This is a genomic window from Ensifer sp. Root278, from assembly GCF_001429285.1.
Lineage (GTDB): Bacteria > Pseudomonadota > Alphaproteobacteria > Rhizobiales > Rhizobiaceae > Ensifer.
The window spans coordinates 521,544-538,982 of sequence record NZ_LMJJ01000040.1 but is presented as its reverse complement, the minus strand read 5'-3'; the positions used below and the strand labels follow the sequence as shown (position 1 = coordinate 538,982).

18 protein-coding genes are annotated in these 17,439 nt (G+C 63.5%); 11 read left to right on the top strand and 7 right to left on the bottom strand.

The features are described from left to right. Window positions 1-227 precede the first annotated feature (227 nt). Window positions 228-1,121 (bottom strand): LysR family transcriptional regulator, encoded by an 894-nt coding sequence (locus ASE60_RS24410; protein WP_057254416.1) that lies wholly within the window; start codon window positions 1,119-1,121, stop codon window positions 228-230. 155 nt (window positions 1,122-1,276) lie between these two features. On the opposite strand from ASE60_RS24410, the gene ASE60_RS24405 reads away from it, so the two are divergent. Then, the gene (locus tag ASE60_RS24405) at window positions 1,277-1,930 is read left to right on the top strand and encodes a hydrolase (protein WP_057253807.1); all 654 of its coding nucleotides are present in this window, start codon (window positions 1,277-1,279) and stop codon (window positions 1,928-1,930) included. A gap of 212 nt (window positions 1,931-2,142) precedes the next feature. On the opposite strand, the gene ASE60_RS24400 is transcribed toward ASE60_RS24405, so the two are convergent. After that, on the bottom strand, window positions 2,143-3,879 hold the full coding sequence (locus ASE60_RS24400) for an adenylate/guanylate cyclase domain-containing protein (protein WP_057253806.1): 1,737 nt from the start codon (window positions 3,877-3,879) through the stop codon (window positions 2,143-2,145). 353 nt (window positions 3,880-4,232) lie between these two features. Here ASE60_RS24400 and ASE60_RS24395 point away from each other — a divergent pair, with 353 nt between their 5' ends. After that, window positions 4,233-5,156: a bifunctional helix-turn-helix transcriptional regulator/GNAT family N-acetyltransferase gene (locus ASE60_RS24395; RefSeq protein ID WP_057253804.1), complete on the top strand. Its 924-nt coding sequence runs from the start codon at window positions 4,233-4,235 to the stop codon at window positions 5,154-5,156. Window positions 5,157-5,223: 67 nt separating this feature from the next. Here ASE60_RS24395 and ASE60_RS24390 read toward each other — a convergent pair whose 3' ends face one another. The 4 genes from ASE60_RS24390 to ASE60_RS24375 form a co-directional block, all read right to left on the bottom strand. Further along, window positions 5,224-5,829, bottom strand: coding sequence for a histidine phosphatase family protein (locus ASE60_RS24390; protein ID WP_057254414.1), 606 nt, complete (start codon window positions 5,827-5,829; stop codon window positions 5,224-5,226). A gap of 56 nt (window positions 5,830-5,885) precedes the next feature. Continuing rightward, window positions 5,886-6,164 carry a hypothetical protein gene (locus ASE60_RS24385; RefSeq protein ID WP_057253802.1) on the bottom strand — a complete coding sequence of 93 codons (279 nt, stop codon included), beginning with the start codon at window positions 6,162-6,164 and terminating at the stop codon, window positions 5,886-5,888. Between the two features lie 10 nt (window positions 6,165-6,174). Next, a complete protein-coding gene (locus ASE60_RS24380; RefSeq protein WP_057254411.1) occupies window positions 6,175-6,870 on the bottom strand; it encodes an SOS response-associated peptidase in 696 nt (231 codons plus the stop codon). 173 nt (window positions 6,871-7,043) lie between these two features. Continuing rightward, window positions 7,044-8,447, bottom strand: a complete 1,404-nt coding sequence (locus ASE60_RS24375; protein WP_057253800.1) for a DUF1254 domain-containing protein — start codon at window positions 8,445-8,447, stop codon at window positions 7,044-7,046. Between the two features lie 305 nt (window positions 8,448-8,752). Here ASE60_RS24375 and ASE60_RS24370 point away from each other — a divergent pair, with 305 nt between their 5' ends. The 9 genes from ASE60_RS24370 to ASE60_RS24325 all read left to right on the top strand — a co-directional run bounded on the left by ASE60_RS24370 (window position 8,753) and on the right by ASE60_RS24325 (window position 16,650). Further along, window positions 8,753-9,328 (top strand): TetR/AcrR family transcriptional regulator, encoded by a 576-nt coding sequence (locus ASE60_RS24370; protein ID WP_057253798.1) that lies wholly within the window; start codon window positions 8,753-8,755, stop codon window positions 9,326-9,328. Then, entirely contained in the window at window positions 9,325-10,296 is a 972-nt protein-coding gene (locus ASE60_RS24365; protein WP_057253796.1) for a DMT family transporter, read from the top strand. The genes ASE60_RS24370 and ASE60_RS24365 overlap by 4 nt, the downstream gene beginning before the upstream one ends. A 16-nt stretch (window positions 10,297-10,312) precedes the next feature. Next, window positions 10,313-11,236, top strand: coding sequence for a DMT family transporter (locus ASE60_RS24360; protein ID WP_057253794.1), 924 nt, complete (start codon window positions 10,313-10,315; stop codon window positions 11,234-11,236). Window positions 11,237-11,308: 72 nt separating this feature from the next. Continuing rightward, complete coding sequence (locus ASE60_RS24355; protein WP_057253792.1) at window positions 11,309-12,040, top strand: hypothetical protein; 732 nt, start codon at window positions 11,309-11,311, stop codon at window positions 12,038-12,040. Between the two features lie 530 nt (window positions 12,041-12,570). Then, the gene (locus ASE60_RS24345; protein ID WP_057253788.1) at window positions 12,571-13,005 is read left to right on the top strand and encodes an Rrf2 family transcriptional regulator; all 435 of its coding nucleotides are present in this window, start codon (window positions 12,571-12,573) and stop codon (window positions 13,003-13,005) included. 195 nt (window positions 13,006-13,200) lie between these two features. After that, window positions 13,201-14,085, top strand: a complete 885-nt coding sequence (locus ASE60_RS24340) for an NAD(P)/FAD-dependent oxidoreductase (RefSeq protein ID WP_057253786.1) — start codon at window positions 13,201-13,203, stop codon at window positions 14,083-14,085. A gap of 129 nt (window positions 14,086-14,214) precedes the next feature. Further along, window positions 14,215-15,033, top strand: coding sequence for an arginase family protein (locus ASE60_RS24335; RefSeq protein ID WP_057253784.1), 819 nt, complete (start codon window positions 14,215-14,217; stop codon window positions 15,031-15,033). 92 nt (window positions 15,034-15,125) lie between these two features. Continuing rightward, window positions 15,126-15,920, top strand: coding sequence for a DUF1194 domain-containing protein (locus ASE60_RS24330; protein ID WP_057253782.1), 795 nt, complete (start codon window positions 15,126-15,128; stop codon window positions 15,918-15,920). Window positions 15,921-16,308: 388 nt separating this feature from the next. Next, a complete protein-coding gene (locus ASE60_RS24325; RefSeq protein WP_057253779.1) occupies window positions 16,309-16,650 on the top strand; it encodes a DUF6616 family protein in 342 nt (113 codons plus the stop codon). Window positions 16,651-16,672: 22 nt separating this feature from the next. On the opposite strand, the gene ASE60_RS24320 is transcribed toward ASE60_RS24325, so the two are convergent. Next, window positions 16,673-17,104, bottom strand: coding sequence for a GNAT family N-acetyltransferase (locus ASE60_RS24320; protein ID WP_057253777.1), 432 nt, complete (start codon window positions 17,102-17,104; stop codon window positions 16,673-16,675). Between the last annotated feature and the right edge of the window lie 335 nt (window positions 17,105-17,439).

The window sequence follows — 17,439 nt, the reverse complement described above, 5'->3', positions numbered from 1 at the left end:
TCGTCAGCGGAAGATCCCGCGCTATCCCTACTGCATGTCTCCTTAAATCGACCTCGATCTAAGGACAAAGACGTGCAGCAAATCAAAGCGCTACAGCGACCTTTGGGCGTCTGATAAAAAACGCGGCGCCGTAGTGCCCCCAAACCAACGTGGACATTCGCCACGACCGATCATCCCCGCATCCTGACATCGATTGAGATCGGCCGGGGCTGCGCACCGGTCGTGTCTTAGAGACCGACGCCCGCAGGGTCCGGAGTTTGTTCGAAACACTCGATCAGCATTTCGGTGAGGACACGTACCTTCCTTGCGGGATGCTGCCCCGGCGGACGGATAACATATACACCTGCCGGAGGTGGCGGATGGCGTGTCATGACCGGAACCAGCGCGCCGGAGGCTATATATTCATGGGTGACGCCATCGGGGAGCCACGCGATGCCGAGTCCTGTCAATGCAGCGGCGGCGAGAGCTAGGGCGTTGTCGGCCTTGAAGCGCCCCCGCGGATAAACCGTAATGATCTTGTCGCCATCCATAAATTGCCAGCCCTCCGTTCCTTGCATGAGGGCCTGATGGGCGACGAGTTCCTCCAGCGTCTCGGGGGAACCATGCGTTTTGACATAGTCCGGGCTCGCGACCAACTTCCCGTAGATCGGCCCGACGCGTCTTGCGACCAGGTTAGAGTCCTGGAGATACCCAACCCGGATCGCGCAATCAAAGCCCTCCGCGATGAGATCGACGAAGCGATCACTGTAGGCGGCATGGATATGGAGCTGCGGGTGGCGTTGCGCCATTTGCGCGAGTACGGGCGCGAAGTGGGTCGGGCCGAAAGAAAGCGGCACAGCAACTCTCAAGCGGCCGCAAAGGTCACCGGCGGGTAGGATCGTTTCCCTTGCCATGTCGATCTCGGCACAGACTCTGGCTGCATGGTCCCGAAACGTGATCCCGGCTTCTGTGAGAGCTGCGCCGCGGGTTGTTCGTGCAAGAAGTTGCACGCCAAGTTCCGCTTCAAGTCGGACGAGCCGCCGGCTGACCATTGACTTGGAGACGCCCAGCCGCCGCGCGGCGGGCGAAACGCCCCCAGCATCAGCCACTTCCACGAATGTCCGCAGATCTTCGATATCCACTTTGGCGTTCCCCATTTCGCGACACAGCTTGGCACAAACGAAGGCTACCGTATCAAAAATGGGAATGGCAGTGTCCGTTTCGTAGGCAGCGCCGCTGTCAGCGCATGTCTGCCGGTAAGCCGACCTCACACAAAACGGCAGCAGAGGATGTATTCATGACCTTTCGTAACGGCCTTGCTTCGCTTCTTCGCCCGGAGGATTCCGTACTCGTTCTGATTGACCATCAGCCCTACCAGCTCGCAAACCTAAACAGCCACGATCCGCAGATGGTGGTCAACAATTCGACGGCTCTGGCGAAGGCCGCCAAGGCCTTCGGCGTACCGACCATCCTGACCAGCGTGATCGCTGAGCGTGGCGGTCTCATCTTCCCGCAAATCACCAATGTGTTCCCGGGCCAGGAAGTGATCGACCGGACGTTCATCAACACCTGGGAGGACCGGAAGGTGGTGGATGCGGTCAAGGCGACGGGCCGCAAGCAGTTGATCATCGCCGGCCTGTGGACCGAGATCTGCGTCGCGATGCCGGTGATCCAGGCCCTCGGCGAAGGCTGGGACGTGACGGTCATCACCGACGCTTCGGGAGGGACTTCGGTCGAGGCTCACGAGGTCGCTATCCAACGGATGATCGCGGCCGGTGCGAACATGATGACCTGGCTGGCGCTGGCGTCCGAATGGCAGCGCGACTGGGCCCGCACCCAGCATGCCGCCGAGCTGACGGACGTGCTCAAGCATCATGCCGCTGGTAGCGGCATCGCGTTCCTGTGGGAGCAACAACTGCTCAACACGCCGATACCGAGCAACGCAGGCTGATGCGTGGCGAATTCTCAAGGCTGCCCATTTGAGCGGCCTCTGAAACTGGGGCTGGTCGCTAGAAACGCGACCAGCGTCGCTAACTGGAATTGCAGTTTTTCCGGCTTTGGCGGTCAAAATTCCAGAAAATCGTGGCGAGCTACAGTCGTTTTTCCGGGCGCCACCAGGGCGACCGTCATCGCGCAATGCCCGTCGCCTGGCGTCGAGACAGCTCACCCCGCCCCAGCCTTGGTGAGCCCCTCACGCAAATGCTGCGCATCGCTCTCCTGCGCATAATGCAGCGTCGAAAGAAACGTCTCGATCCCAAACGTCGGCGCCAGCGTCCGAACCTTCTCCATATGCGCGTTCGCCGCAATGTTGTCGCCGAGCCAGCCGTGGCAGGCGGCGACGAAGGCGTGTTGCGTCTCGTCCATGCTCGTAAGATGCATGAAGGCCTCGATCGCCTCGCCATATTGGCGGGCGGCGAAATGGGCCTTGCCGAGGTGGCTCCAGAACCGCTCCGGATGATGCGGGTTGAGGCGCATGGCCTTCAGGATCCATTCCACCCCCTCTTCGGGCCGTCCGAGCCAGGTCAGGAGTTCGCCCTGCTGCACCACGACAAGGTCGTAGTTGGGGTTGAGGAAGAGCGCCCGCTCCTGGTGATAGCGCGCCATCGTCAGCTCGTTGTTGTTGACGTTGACGGCCGCAAGGATGCGGTGCACGTCGGCGTCGTTGTCGTCGAGCGCCAGCGCCCGTTCCAGTTCGGCGTTGACCTCCACCCAGGTCGCGTCCTTGTCGGCGCACCATCCGTAGACCCAGGCCTGCCCGAGGATGCAGGCCCGCCAGGCATGGGCATGGGCATAGCCGGGGTCGAGTGCCACCGCCCGGTCGATCAGCGATTGGGCTTGGCTGTTGTCGGCGACGGTGCTGCGATGGTGCAGCACCTTGGCGGCGAGCGCGCATTCATAGGCCGCCATGTTGGCCGGCTTCGTGCGGGAGAGCTGGTCGCGCTGGGCGGCCTCGACGCGGCCCGGCAAGGTGGCGGCGATCGCCGCCGTCACCTCGTCCTGAATGGCGAAGATGTCGTCCAGCTGCCGGTCGTATTTGTCGGCCCAGATATGGGCGTCGTTGAGCGCGTCGATGAGCTGGACGGTGACGCGCACCCTCTCGCCGATCTTGCGAACGCTGCCTTCCACCAGGTATTGCGCCCCGAGCCGTGCGGCCACCTCGCGCGCGTTGACCGGCTGGTTCTTGTAGACGAAGCTCGAATTGCGCGAGATGACGAAGAGCTCATGGCGGCGCGACAGCGCAGTGATGATGTCTTCGGTCAGGCCATCGGCGAAGAACTCCTGATCCGGGTCGCCGCTCATGTTGTCGAACGGCAGCACCACGATCGTCGGCTTGCAGACGGCCCTTTTCGCATCGGCCTCGTCGGGCGAAGCCGGCAGGATCACGCCTTCGGGCCCGATGCGATAGAGATGCACGGGGCGGCTGATGTTCTTCAGTATCTTCTCGCCAAGGTCTTCGATCGGCAGTTCGAGGCGGTCGGCCACCTGTGTCGCCACCGCGGCGGTCACGCAGATGCCGCCGACATCGGCCAGTTGCTCGATGCGCGCGGCGATGTTGACGCCGTCACCGAAGATGTCGTCGTCCTCGAAGATGATGTCGCCGAGATTGATGCCGATGCGGAATTCGATCCGCCGGTCCTCCGGCACGTCGCTGTTGCGCCGCTTCATGCGCTGCTGGATCTCGACCGCGCATTTGACCGCATCGGTCACGCTCTGGAACTCGACCAGCATTCCGTCGCCGGTGGTCTTGATCAGCCGGCCCTTGTTCTTGGCGATCGCCGGATCGATGAGCTCGATGCGGTGGGTTCTGAGCCGCGCAAGCGTGCCCGCTTCGTCGGCCTCCATCAACCGACTGTAGCCGGCCATGTCGGCCGCCAGCACTGCGGCGAGTCTCTGCTCCATGGGCTTGCCAAACACTTTGAAAAGCGGCCCGTTCCGGGCTTCCGGACCAAGGAGATCACCGCAGAATACTATCGTACGGCGACGCGATCGCCTACCTAAATTAGCACTCACCAAATCAAGAGGGAGCAAGTGTCCGGAAGCAACCCGGCGCTGCGCATCATTCGATTGCGGCATCGAGCGACGAACCAGGCGGTCGAGGCTTCTCGAAAGCTGCTCGCGAAGCAAGCCTGGGTCAGAGCAGATTCCCGTTCAGGTCGTCGAGCCTTGGGGCCTACGGTGCCGTCTCCACTTGACATTAATTGACTTAGGCAACTATTTATATGCTCACGGCAACTTTATGAAGGCGTCACCGCATGTCTCCGCAACAAATCGACGACCGCGCCCAGACGGTGCGGCGCTTCAACCGGTTTTACACCCGCCTGATCGGCCTGCTGCACGAGCACCTGCTCGCCAGCGCCTTCTCGCTGACGGAGGTTCGCATTCTCTATGAACTGGCGCACCGGCCGGCGCTGACGGCAACCGACCTCTGCCGCGAACTTGGCCTCGATGCCGGCTATCTGAGCCGGGTCATCGCCGGCTTCGAGAAGAAGGGACTGGTCGAAAAGACACGCTCGCCGGCGGACGGCCGGGTCGCACAGCTGGAACTGACGGAAGCGGGGCGCGCGACGTTCCAGCCGCTGGAGGATGCCTCCCAGCGCGAAGTCGTCGCCATGCTGGAAAAGCTCTCGGTGCCGGAACAGCGGCAACTGGTCGCCGCGATGGGCGAGATCGAGAGCCTGCTGCGGGACGAGCGGACGCCAGGCTATATCCTGCGCGATCCGCAACCGGGCGACATGGGCTGGATCATCCATCGCCAGGGCGCGCTCTATGCGCAGGAATACGGCTGGAGCACCGAGTTCGAGGCCCTGGTCGCGGAAATCATCGTCAAATACATGCGCGACTACGACCCCGCTTCGGACCGGTGCTGGATCGCTGAAAAGGATGGCAAGGTGGTCGGCTCGGTGTTTCTCGTCCGGCACGACGCAACGACGGCAAAGCTCCGGCTACTCTATGTCGAGCCGAGCGCGCGGGGCCTCGGTATCGGCCGCCGCCTGGTCGAGGAATGCATGCGACACGCCCGCCTTCAGGGCTACAGGCGCATGGTGCTGTGGACCAATGCCGGCCTCGACGCTGCCCGCCACATCTATGAGAAGGCCGGTTTCGCGCTGATCGAGGAAGAGCAGCACCACAGTTTCGGCAAGGATCTTACCGGCCAGACGTGGGCACGCGATCTGTGAGGATCTTGCCGGCGGCTTGCACGCGACAGAAGGCCGAAGGCCATGTCGTCCCGCCGGGCGCACCCGTTTACTGCGTTTGCAGTGATGGGGCACGCACCGGCGAGCCGCTGACGAGGCTGAACGTCCCGTCACAGAGGCGGTAGAATCCGTTCTGCGGAACCGGCAGTTCCAGCATTTCCCGCCGCGAGAGGCCGGCATAGACGCCGCGCACCAGCCGGCCAAAGAGCCCGTGGGATATCGCGACCGTCGGCCCCTTGATATCGGCGAGCCAGCTCTTTGCCCGGGCGCAGGCTGCGTCGAAGCTCTCTCCATCCGGCGATCGAAAGTACCAGTCGAAGGCGTCGGAACCGTCGAGCACGCCCGGAAACTCGTTGTCGATCTCGAACATCGTCAGACCGTCCCAGGAACCGACGGAAACCTCCATCAGGCGTGCGTCCTCGCGACGCGCCAGCGGCAGCACGCGCTGCACCCGCTCCGCTGTTTCCCGTGTTCTGCCGAGGGGACTGACGTGCAACTCGACAGTATGCGGATCGTCCGTCATTTCCTCCAATAGCAGCCGCGCAACGAAATCCGCCTGCTCAAGCCCGCGTCCGGTTAGTGGCGAATCCTGCTGCCCCTGGAAGCGGCCAAGGGTGTTCCAGACGGTCTCGCCGTGGCGCAGAAGGTAGATCACGGTCGGCACAGCCGACTTTGAAAGGGAAGCGTTGGTTCGGTCCACCGGAGTTTCGCTCAGAACAAAGGGATGGAGAAACCGGCTAACAAGGTAGCCCAAATAAGTATGCCCATAGGATAGCCATAGAGTAATTTTTCCCGAGGCGACATCTCAAAGTCAGGATCGGTCGAATCTCCCTTGTACATCTTCGGCCCGAAATCGACGGTAAAATCCCAGCCATTGCCTTTGTAAAAGCGCAATGACCAGATGAACCAATAGGTTTCCCGGATCAGAAATGCGGCGAGTACAGGTACGACCAAGTACAGTACGTAAACGGGGTCTTCGTTCTTCAGCAAGATGATTCTCTCACTCCACCGGATCGAGAATATCCGGCGTATCGTTCTTCGGCGAGCCCACCTTGCTGCCGATCTTCCACATGGTCATCAGATCAGGCGGAAACGGTTTCATCAGGTCAGGGGCTTCCGGCTCTGGCGAAAGCCAGCGCTCGTAGTCCTCAGGGTGAAGGATCACCGGCATGCGGTCGTGGATATCGGCGATCATGGCGTTGGCATCGGTGGTGACGATCGCGAAGGTGCGGATATCTTCGTCGGTTGCCGGGTCGCGCCATGTCTCCCAGATGCCGGCAAGGCAGAAGGGTTCGCCCGATTTCATGGCGATGGCATAGGGCTGCTTGTCCTTGCCGGTGCCGTGAATGTCCTTCCACTCGAAGAAGCCGTCGATCGGCACCAGGCAGCGGCGCCGCTGATAGGACGAACGGAACTTCGTCGCGATCGTGTCGCTGCGCACGTTGACGAGCGGCCGCCCTGCCTTCGGATCCTTCGTCCAGCTCGGGATCAGCCCCCAGCGCGCCGAAACGAAGACCGGGCCGAAGAGATCGGGATCGCGGATCACGTCGCGGATGATGATTGGATAGATCAGCGTCGGCGCGCCGTTATAGCGCGGAAACTGGTTGGCGAGCGCTTCGACGCCGCCGCGCGTCGCAAAGCCGAAGGCGCGCAGCAATCCCTCGAGATTGGTCTTCAGATAGACGCGTCCGCACATGATCGCTCCTCTGGAACCGGCGGCAAAACGAACGGCAGCATCGGCTTTGCGCATTCAACAGGCGCCGGAGCCGCAGGCAAAAGGTATAGCCCGGCCGCTCCGGGTCAACGGCCGTAGCCCATGGCCCTCTCCGGGCTCCAAGAAGTTTGGCGCCAGCGCCCTCTTCTAGCGCGTCACTTCATCTTCTCGACATCGGGCAGCTTCCAGCTCTTTTCGAACAGCGGCTTTTCCGGGCCGTAGAGCCTGAAGAGCAGCTCGAACTTGCGGCTCGGATCGACCGGCACCCAGTTGGCCTCCTTGCCCGCTGGCGCCTTGGCGCCGAAGAAGACCTCGACCGAGCCGTCGGCGTTCTTCTGAACGCCTGACCCGATCGAGGCGACACTTGCCTTGTCCATGTTGCGGATCAGAGCATGGGTCTCGCGGTCATAGGCCGTCACCGACCAGTATTGCTTGACCGGCGCATCCTTCGGCACGACGAGGCGATAATTGGCGCTGCCGTCGAAGGCGTTGCCGTCCTTGTCCTTGTTGGCCGTCAGGTAGAACTGCGCCGTGCCGATATGCTTGATGCCGGTGAAGCCGAGCGTGTAGGTCACGCCGCGGGCGTCGACCGGATAGCTGTTCGGGTCGGCATAGGCGTCCGTGGCGGCCGCCACCATGTCCGGCAGGCCGGCCGGAAACCAGCGGATGCCCTCGTTGATCACAGGGAAGCCAGCGTCATAGCGTGCGGAAAGCTCGGCCTTGGCCTCGGCGGCCGCCGCGTCGAGAAGCTTCTTCGTCTCGTCGCTTGGCTGGTAGGGCTTGCCCTTCTCGATCCCGAGCGTTTTCAGATGATCGATCATCACCCGGTCGCGTTCGAGCCAGGGCTCCGTCTGCACGACGCGGTTCAGGTTGTCGAAGAATCTCGCATCGTAGCGGATGGTGCTGTCGAACAGCACATCATAGGCGTCTGTAAAGACCGTTTCCGGCGGCTTGTCGGTCACCGGCATCGGGTAGATCTTGATCTTCTTGCCATAGGCGACCGATTTTTCGATATCGGCGTCGGCATGGCTCTTCAGGTTAGAGCGCAGCAGCGCAAAACCTGTGAAGGTGTCCGAGCGAAGCGGAATGAAGCCCTCCGGCACCTCGCCCATGTAGTCCGGCGGCAGGATCAGGTACTTGCCGCCCTTGCCCTTGTCCGCTCCCTCCGGCCCGGCATCCTCAAGCGGCATCTGCCAGGCATTGACGATGTTGCCGGCGATCGATCCGCCTTCTGCCGGCGGGATTTCGATGACGATGGGTCCGTCCTTCACGTTCCAGAACGACATGAAGTAGATCGCGTCCGGGTTCGGCGTCAGCGTCTGGTTCTTCCAGTTGACCGGCCGCGACCAGTAGACGATCTCGTTGACCTTGGCCTTGGTCTTCGAAAGCGCCTCCTGCAGCATCAGGTCGGCGTTGACCGCCGGCATGCCCCAGATGACCGCCTCCGTCGCCCGGCGCTCGACGGCGCGGCGCTGAAGACTTTCCGGCGAAACGTCCTGTGCGACGACACTCGCCGTTCCGGCAAGGAGCGCAAGCGCTGTAAAGGCAACCCGAAGCATGTGGATCCTCACTTTCGGCAATGTCCATCTGAAGCGCGAAACGCAATGCGGCGTGACGCCAGGCCGCATCTTTCCACCGCGATGAACCGCTGGGAAGTAGACCTCCCGCCTTTTCGCCGCGGAAGTACGTAACAGTTACCTAAATCAGAAAACCAGGCCCGTGATCGCCGGCTCCTCCTCAGACCGGACACTGCCTTGGCATTGAGCCCTTGGCATAGCGCCCTTGGCATCCGGCCCCTTACATCCGGCCCTTGACATCAGGACAAATTAGGTAGATCGGTCTACCTAACGTTTTGGAGAAAGCGATGAACGAGAAAGCGCCGGCGCGCGAGCGCCTGCTGAAGGCCGCGGCCGAATTGTTCTATCGAGATGGGGTCGGTGCCACCGGCATCGATGCAATCACCGCGCATGCGGGCGTCGCCAAGATGAGCCTCTACAACAACTTCTCGTCCAAGACCGATCTGGTGAATGCCTATATCGAGGCCCGGCACAAGGAATGGCAGGAGCTTTACCGTGAGCGCCTGGCACACGCGGCAACGCCGCGAGACCGGGTGCTGGCGATCTTCGATAGCTATGTCGACCACGCCGAGATGGCTTACTCCTGGGGCTTCCGCGGCTGCGGGCTGCTGAATGCCGCAGCCGAGCTTTCCGTCGGTGACCCCGCCCGCGCCATCGTCGCCCTGCAGAAGGACGAGGTCGAAACGCTGTTCAAGCAGTATCTCAGCGAGATGCGGCCCGACGCCGGGGCCGCGATCGACGAAACCGCAGAGCATCTCTCCTTCTTGCTCGAAGGCGCGATGTCCCGCGCCGGCCTTGACGGCAACGACATCAGGCTGAAATCCGCGCGCAGGATCGCCATCTCCATCATGGACCAGCTATGACCTCCCAGAATTCCGTTTCTTTCGTCGGCTTTGCCTGCGTGCTGATCGCCTCCGCCCTCTGGGGCACGACCGGCACCACTGCCACCTTTGCCGCAGGTGTCAGCCCGCTCGGCATCGGCGCCGTCGCCATGGGTTTCGGCGGCCTGCTCCTGGCGCTGACGGCGCTGCACTCGATCGTCAAGAGCAGCAGCCGGATCGCTGCACAATGGCCGATGCTGGTCCTCGGTTCGCTCTCGGTCGCGATCTATCCACTCGCCTTCTACAGTTCCATGCACCTCGCCGGCGTCGCCATCGGCACCGTCATCTCCATCGGCTCGGCGCCGCTGGCAGCCTCGCTGATCGAGCGCATCTTCGACGGCCAGAAGCTCACGACCCGCTGGCTACTGGGCGCTGCCGCCGGCCTTGCTGGCGCCGTGCTTCTCACTTTTTCCGAAAGCGCCGGCCACGGCGGCGGAAACGCTCAGGACGCGGCGGCGGTCCTTTACGGCGTTCTGCTCGGCCTCGTCTCCGGCCTGCTCTATGCGCTCTATTCCTGGGTAGCGCGCCGGCTGATGCAGGCGGGCATCCCGCCGCGCGCCGCCATGGGCTCGATCTTCGGCGTCGGCGGCGTGGCTCTCCTGCCGGTGCTCGCCTTCACCGGCGCGCCGCTGCTCGCGTCGTGGACGAACATCGCCGTCGGCGTCTACATGGCGCTCGTGCCGGTGCTCGTCGCCTATGTGCTCTTCGCCTATGGTCTCGCCCGCGTGTCGGCCACCATGGCGACCACGCTGTCGCTGCTCGAACCGGTCATTGCCGCCGTGCTTGCGGTCGTCATCGTCGGCGAGCGCCTGCCGGCCGAGGGCTGGGTGGGTATCGGCCTGATCGTCGGCTCGCTCTTCGTCCTGACCGTTCCGGTGCCGGGGCGGCATCGCCGCGCCAAGCCTGAGCGATCCGATGCCGCGATCGACGCGGCGCTCCACACCCGCTGAAGCCGGAAGCCTTGAGATGAGCGACGTTGCTGCGCTGCCCCAACGCCAGGCAAACCGGTTCTCCGCGATCGTCATTCTGATCTTGCTCGAAGCGGCGCTGGTGGTCTCCTGGAGCGCCGGCTTCGTCGGCATCCGATTTGCCATCGACCATGCGCCGATCTTCCTGATCCTGCTCTGGCGCAGCCTCGTCTCCGGCCTGTTGCTGCTGCCCTTCGCGCTGACGATCGGGCCGAAAATCCGGCTGAAGAATGCGGCGCCGCAGATGCTCTTCGGCGCACTCGCCATGTCCGGCTATCTCGCCGGCTTTGCGCTCGCCATCTCCTACGGCGTGCCGACCGGCCTCGTGGCGCTGATCGCCGACATGCTGCCGCTGGCGGTCGCGATCCTCTCCTGGCCCATTCTCGGCCAGGCGCTCAACGCCCGCCAATGGCTCGGCTCCCTCATCGGCCTGACCGGCGTGCTCATCGCCTCCGGCTGGTCGCTCGATCTCGGCAAAGTTCCGCTCTGGGCCTATGGCCTGCCTGTTCTCGGCACCCTGTCGCTGGCGCTGGCCACACTTCTGCAGAAACGCAGCCCGGCAGGCGCCATGCCGGTGCACCAGAGCCTTTGCATCCAGTGCCTGTCGGCTGCCGCGATCTTTGCCCTTTTCGCCTGGCACGAAGGCGGCGTGCTGCCTGTTCTCGATCCGGGTTTCGTCGGCGGCATCCTCTGGCTGGTCTTCATCGCCACCTTCGGCGCCTGGAGCCTCTATTACCTGGCGCTCAAGAAGTCCTCGCCCGCCCGCGTCACCGCGATCCTCTATCTGAGCCCACCCGTGACGATGATCTGGGCCTTCGTCATGTTCGCCGAGCCTCTCTCCTGGGCCATGGCCGCCGGGCTCACCGTCTCGCTTCTCGGCATCATCATCGTCGCACGGGCACAACGGCCGGTTCTCGGCTGACAGGACGGCTTGCATCTTGCGGTGGTCCTTGCGAAAGCTCTCCACCAAACAATCAGGGCAGCGGTCACGTCCATGAGCTTTTCCGAAGTCAAACCACGTCACGTGCTCTGCCTGCTCGGCGGAGAGCGGCCCTTCTCCGAGCTGTGCGGCATGATCCAGTCGGCGATCGACAGTTTCGCCCGCGGCTTCGAGATCGACTATACGTTTTCCGAGGACGCGCCGGATGACCGCATGCCGATGTCCTTCGAGGTCTGCTGGGATCGCGTGCAGAAGGGTGCGTGGACTAAAGACGACGAAGAGGCTGTCGGCGACCATCGCTCTGTCATCTATGTGCTCGGCCCGCCGATGACGGCGGAGGATACGGTCAAGACTTCGGCCGTGGCGCTTCGGCTGGTCGTTCATACGCTCGAAAACGGCATCGTGGCCGCCAAGGGCGAGAGCGCCGGCGTCGCGCACGGTGTTGCCAGATGGCAGCAGCTTGCCCGCGACGCGGAAGGCTGGACGGGTGCCGCCCTCGCCCGCCCCTGCCGCCTCGCCTTCGGCAAGCGGCCGGTCGGCACCGCCGAATACCTCTACAGCATCGGCTTCCATCTGGTCGGCATCCCCGACGTCTACGCGCCAAGAAGCCTGTCCGACGACGAACTGGCGCTGAGCGCGATCATCGACAGCGTTGCCGAGGAGGTTTTCGCCGAGGGTGTCGAAAAGGTCGTGGCGCGCCGTGGCGCCAAACTGCTGCCCGTGGATGCCTATGACGAGGACGAGTTCAAATACAACCCCTATGGCGCCATCCATCTGGCGCCTTAGGCCTAGCCTGGGGTCAGCATGGTCCCCATCGCTGCCCTGTCTGCTTGCCACGAGAGACCCCCACCCACCCTCATCTCGGTGCTCGTCACAGAGATCCAGCAGCCGTGCGTCGGCACGGCGCGAGATGTGACCCCGGCGCTGACTCCCACATTTGTGGAGAAGCCCCAAGCGCCGCGGACGCGGCGCTACTGGATTCCTGTGACAAGCACAGGAATGAGGGAGGTGTTGTTGGCGTCAGTTGCGTCCAAAGTTTCTCTGGCTGTTTGGAGTGAGGGAGCCCCACCCACCCTCATCTCTGTGCTCGTCACAGAGATCCAGCAGCCGTGCGTCGGCGCGGCGTAATAGGCGGTCCCGGCGCGATGCCTTCTAGCTTTGTGGGAAGAAGTCCCTCGCGTCGCGGACGCGGCGCGGCTGGATTCCTGTGACAAGCACAGGAATGAGGACTGGAGAAACGCCTTGCCACACCGTCAGGCCCGCTGCCCGTCACACCCCCCTTGCATCACGCTTCGATTCGTAATAATTGAAGTTACATGAAAAAAGACAGCCGCCTTTCCTCCGTTCTGCACGCGCTTCTCCACATGGCCGAGCGCGGCGAACCTTTGACCTCGGACGAGCTTGCGCTCTGCATGCGCACCAATCCGGTGGTCGTCCGCCGCACCATGGGCTTCCTGCGTGACGCCGGCATCGTTTCCTCCGCCCGCGGCCATGCGGGCGGCTGGGCGATCACCGCCGATCTCAAGACCGTGACGCTCCGGCAACTGCATGAGACGCTCGGCGAACCCGCGATCTTTGCCATCGGCAACCGGCAGGAAATGCCGGAATGTCTCGTCGAGCAGGCGGTCAATGCCGCCCTCGACACTGCCTTTGCCGAGGCCGAGGCACTGCTGCTCGAGCGCTTCGCGCATGTGACACTCGCCGATCTCGCCGAGGATTTCGCAAGGCGGCACCGGCTTCGATCGCAATGACAGCAGCCGATCGATCCACGTTATGACGTGATCGATCCCGATACATCCGGCATTCCCGGAACCGCATTTAGCGGCTCCCGGAACCGCTTAAAACGCGGTTTTCCGGCCGGAATTCTATTGCCCAAAGGCTCGGGTCGAGGCGCTGGTTCCGTGAACCGGTGGGCTGGTCCGCGCGCAACCGAAAGGACTTGAACGATGCAACAGGACGTCATCATCATAGGCGGCAGCTATGCCGGCATGGCCGCCGCCCTCCAGCTTCTGCGCGCCCGCCGGCGCGTGGCTATCATCGACGAGGGCATTCGCCGCAACCGGTTTGCCAGCCACTCCCATGGCTTCCTCGGCCAGGACGGCATCGCGCCCGGCGAGATCGCCGCAACCGCGCGGGCGCAGCTCTCCGCCTATCCGACGCTCACCTGGATCGAGGGCCGCGCCGTGACCGCCAGCGGCAAGCAGGACGCCTTCGTCGTCACCACCGCCGACGGTGCGTCCTTCGAGGGCCGACGCCTGCTCTTTGCAACCGGCGTCAAGGACGGCCTGCCTGACATCGAGGGGCTGGCCGAGCGCTGGGGCAGAAGCGCCTTCCATTGCCCCTATTGCCACGGCTACGAGCTCAACGAGGGCGAGATCGCGGTCATCGCGGCAAGCCCGATGTCGATCCACCAGGCGCAGCTCATTCCCGAATGGGGCAAGGTGACCTTCTTCACCAATGGCGCCATCGCGCTCGACAAGGAGGGCCGCGCCGACCTCGTCAAACGCGGTGTCACCATCGACGAAACCCCGATCGTCAGGCTCGAAGGCCTCGCGGAAGTGGTGCTGACAGACGGCCGCCGCCTGCCCTTCTCCGGCCTCTTCGTCGCCACCCGCACGACGCCCGCCAGCGACATCGCCGAACGCTTCGGCTGCGAGATCGAGGAAACACCGATGGGGCTGCAAATCCGGGCCACGGCCGCCAAGGAAACGACCATTCCCGGCGCCTATGCCTGCGGCGACGTCGGCCGCGTTCCCCACTCCGTCTCGCTCGCCGTCGGCGACGGCGCCTGGGCCGGGGCGCAACTGCACCGCTCGCTGGTTTTCGGATAGAGAGCAGCCACCGCAGGGCCTGCGGTGGAAGCCGAACGGACGCATCCGCCCTGCGTCGTTCGGCTTCCAGCCTTGTCAAATCGACTGCCCCTGTGCTTCGTTCGGTCCGAACGTAAGTTGGAGTGATCGATGGCAATAGCCCTCACCTGCTTCCAGGGTCGCGCCGGCGACCACAATGACCTGGCCATTCCGGGCGCCCGATCGATCGCCTCCCATCTCGCTCGAAGGCTCGGTCTTGAAACCGTCGTGATCGGAGAGCCGGAACCGGCGCTGAACGGCCATTGGACGGTCGAGCTCGAAGCCGCGATGCCGGCACTCCGGCGCATGCAGGATCGCTTCGACGCGGTTTACGCCGAAGGATCGTTCTCGCTGGCGGCGACGAGCCGTTGCGCGGTGTCGCTAGCAACCCTGCCTGCCGTCGCCAGGCACCATGACGATGCCGTCGTCGTCTGGTTCGACGCGCATGGCGATCTGAACACACCTGATACCAGCAGCACCGGCTATCTCGGCGGGCTGGCGCTTTCGGGGCCGTGCGGCCTCTGGAAATCCGGCCTTGGGCACGGTGTCTCCGTTCGCAATGTCGTCCTGGTCGGGCAGCGCGACCTCGATCTGTTCGAAGTTAGCCTCATCGCTGTGGGGCACATCCCGCATATCCGCCCCGGCGCCGACCTTGCGCAGAAGCTTGCCGAGGCCGTCGCCGGCAGGCCTGTCTATATCCATCTCGACTGCGACGTGCTGAACCCTGGCATCGTCCCGACCGATTATCAGCATGACGACGGGCTGTCGCTCGACGACTTGCGCGCGGCCTGCGAAGTCCTTGCCAAGAGCAAAGTCGTCGGCTTGGAGATCGCAGAGTTTCAGAACGCCTGGTCGGAGGGCGGCGAACCGGTGACGCCTGAACCGTTGATCGAGGCACTGGAACCGCTTCTGCAAAAGCTGCGCCGCTGACCTCGCCCTCGGCAGGCTGCCAACGCTCCTCATTGCGGACAGCCGGTTTGGGCGTAGCATGATCCTCCTGCTTGCGTTCGGTATCGGCTGCAATGACGCTCAGATCGGTCCTTCTTGCCTGCGCCTGTCTGCTCGGCGGAAGCGCCTCCGCCAAGCCGCTATCGGTCGATCTCGAACTGGTGCTCGCCGTCGACGTCTCCTACTCCATGGACCTCGACGAGCAGCGGCTGCAGCGGCAGGGTTATGTCGCCGCCTTTCTCGAGCCCGAGCTAATCGAGGCCATCGAGAACGGCCCGCTCGGCCGCATCGCCGTCACCTATGTCGAGTGGGGCGGCTCGGCGGTGCAGGTCACCCCCTGGACGCTGATCGACGGTCGCGGCACGGCGGCGCAATATTCCGAGCTCCTGCGTCGGCAACCGATCCGGCGGATCGCCTTCACCTCGATCTCCAACACCCTTGCGTTCACGCGACGGCTGTTCGATTTCAGCCCCTTCGAGGGCAGCCGCCGCGTCATCGATATCTCCGGCGACGGCCCCAACAATTCCGGCGTCCCGGCGCCGGTCGCCCGCAATTCCACCGTCGCCCGCGGCATCGTCATCGATGGCCTGCCGATCATGCTGAAAACACACGCAGCCTCGGACTCAGCCTCCATCCCCGACCTCGACGCCTATTACCGCGAATGCGTGATCGGCGGCGACGGTGCGTTTCTGGTGAAGGTGTCCGATAGCGGCGAGTTCGCCAGCGCCATCCTGCGCAAGCTGATCACCGAGATCTCCGGCCTGGAGGTAAGTCGCATGGAGCCGGCCACCGTGCGGCCGGTTCAGGCCGGCAGCGGCTACAATTGCTTCATCGGCGAGGAGATGCAGGAGCGGATGATCGGACGGTAGACACAATCTTGCTGCCCTGTTGCCGTGGAGCGTCCTTCTGCCCTCAAGTGATGCGGCTTGGAGGCAGGATGCTCTAGTCCGCCACATCCCCACCCGTCATCCTCGGGCTCGACCCGAGGATCCATGCGCGCAACGTAAAACACTCAGGCCACAGTTCTGGATGCTCGGGTCAAGCCCGAGCATGACGGAGGGCCAGGTGCGCCAGCTAAGGCACGCGGCGCTATGCGCCATCAGCGCGGTTGCAGGCGCGCCGCTTCAGTCAACGACCGGGATCTCCATCCACAGCCAACAACAGGCAACGTGTTGACTCTGAAATTGCAGGAGCATGAAACGGCTCTCCGACCGAACACTCCGATTTCAGACTGACAAGCAGACACGAAAGCAGACTATGCCTCACTACCTGACCGAACTTTACAGCGCCAAGCCGGCGTGGCTTGCCCTTTCAAGGCAGGGACGCCAGCAGTTCTTCACCGCGATCGGCTCCGCCATGCCGGCGCTGACGGCGCTCGGCGTGGAGCTGATCACCTTCGGCAAGGTCGACCAGTCCAAGCTGCACGCGGCCTCGCAGACCTTCTTCGCGGTGTGGCGCTGTCCGGATGCGACGGCGCTGGAAGCGCTCGTTTCGGGTATCGCGCAATCCGGCTGGCATGAGTATTTCGACACGATCAACGCCGGCGGCAAAGGCATCGATTTTGCCGGCCACCTTACGCAGCTCGGCGAAGCCGCATAGGTCCTGCCTGTGTCCCGCTTCCTTAACTCGAGATCGGCTTGAGAGGGCTGTAGAAAACGATCTCCGGGTCGTTCTCGTCCGGATTGTCGATATAGCCACTCGGCCGAAAACCGGCCCTGATCAGCAGATCCTGCATGACGCGGTTGGACATGTTGGTCGAGGTAAAGAGTTTTGAGCCGGCGCACATCGCCTGGAAATGCCCGATCAACGCCGCGCCGAGACCACGCCGGCGATGGGAGGCTCCGACCATCAGCATCTCGATGAAGGCGTGACCAAAGAAGTGGCGGGTCAGCACGCCATAGGCCGCAACCTCGCCATCGATCTGGACCAGATGGCAGCAGCCATTTTCCAGCCAGCCGGCGATATCAGCGCATCGTGTTGGGTCGCCCGCCGCAACGGTGTCGATCGCACAGAGCGCCGGATGGTCATCCTTGACCGCAGGTCGAATTCGCATGGCCCGGTTCCGCAATTTTCGCGGGAACCTACGGCGATTGAGCGATCCACGCAATGACGATGGAATGCGGGCCCCAAAAGGGCGCCATCCCCGCCGCCAGCGGTCGCCGGCGGCGGGGATGGCGCCTTAGCGCGGCGACAGTTGTACGTAACGGTTACGAAGTGGGACGCTTGGCGCGCGCAGTTGCGCGCCTCGCGGCGGCAAATATTCGGTGGATGAAGCACGCCCGATCATCGGATTGCCATCCGCCACCGCTTCCGCGTAACAAGCGGTTGCCATTAGTATCTCGCCGCGAAACTGCCGGCGCTCGCAACAAGGGCGCGACAGAAAAGGGA

Excerpts from the sequence above, each read along its gene's own strand:
- ASE60_RS24405 (WP_057253807.1), top strand. The coding sequence starts at position 1,277 with ATGACCTTTCGTAACGGCCTTGCTTCGCTTCTTCGCCCGGAGGATTCC.
- ASE60_RS24400 (WP_057253806.1), bottom strand. The coding sequence starts at position 3,879 with ATGGAGCAGAGACTCGCCGCAGTGCTGGCGGCCGACATGGCCGGCTAC.
- ASE60_RS24395 (WP_057253804.1), top strand. The coding sequence starts at position 4,233 with ATGTCTCCGCAACAAATCGACGACCGCGCCCAGACGGTGCGGCGCTTC.
- ASE60_RS24380 (WP_057254411.1), bottom strand. The coding sequence starts at position 6,870 with ATGTGCGGACGCGTCTATCTGAAGACCAATCTCGAGGGATTGCTGCGC.
- ASE60_RS24375 (WP_057253800.1), bottom strand. The coding sequence starts at position 8,447 with ATGCTTCGGGTTGCCTTTACAGCGCTTGCGCTCCTTGCCGGAACGGCG.
- ASE60_RS24370 (WP_057253798.1), top strand. The coding sequence starts at position 8,753 with ATGAACGAGAAAGCGCCGGCGCGCGAGCGCCTGCTGAAGGCCGCGGCC.
- ASE60_RS24365 (WP_057253796.1), top strand. The coding sequence starts at position 9,325 with ATGACCTCCCAGAATTCCGTTTCTTTCGTCGGCTTTGCCTGCGTGCTG.
- ASE60_RS24360 (WP_057253794.1), top strand. The coding sequence starts at position 10,313 with ATGAGCGACGTTGCTGCGCTGCCCCAACGCCAGGCAAACCGGTTCTCC.
- ASE60_RS24355 (WP_057253792.1), top strand. The coding sequence starts at position 11,309 with ATGAGCTTTTCCGAAGTCAAACCACGTCACGTGCTCTGCCTGCTCGGC.
- ASE60_RS24345 (WP_057253788.1), top strand. The coding sequence starts at position 12,571 with ATGAAAAAAGACAGCCGCCTTTCCTCCGTTCTGCACGCGCTTCTCCAC.
- ASE60_RS24340 (WP_057253786.1), top strand. The coding sequence starts at position 13,201 with ATGCAACAGGACGTCATCATCATAGGCGGCAGCTATGCCGGCATGGCC.
- ASE60_RS24335 (WP_057253784.1), top strand. The coding sequence starts at position 14,215 with ATGGCAATAGCCCTCACCTGCTTCCAGGGTCGCGCCGGCGACCACAAT.
- ASE60_RS24330 (WP_057253782.1), top strand. The coding sequence starts at position 15,126 with ATGACGCTCAGATCGGTCCTTCTTGCCTGCGCCTGTCTGCTCGGCGGA.
- ASE60_RS24325 (WP_057253779.1), top strand. The coding sequence starts at position 16,309 with ATGCCTCACTACCTGACCGAACTTTACAGCGCCAAGCCGGCGTGGCTT.
- ASE60_RS24320 (WP_057253777.1), bottom strand. The coding sequence starts at position 17,104 with ATGCGAATTCGACCTGCGGTCAAGGATGACCATCCGGCGCTCTGTGCG.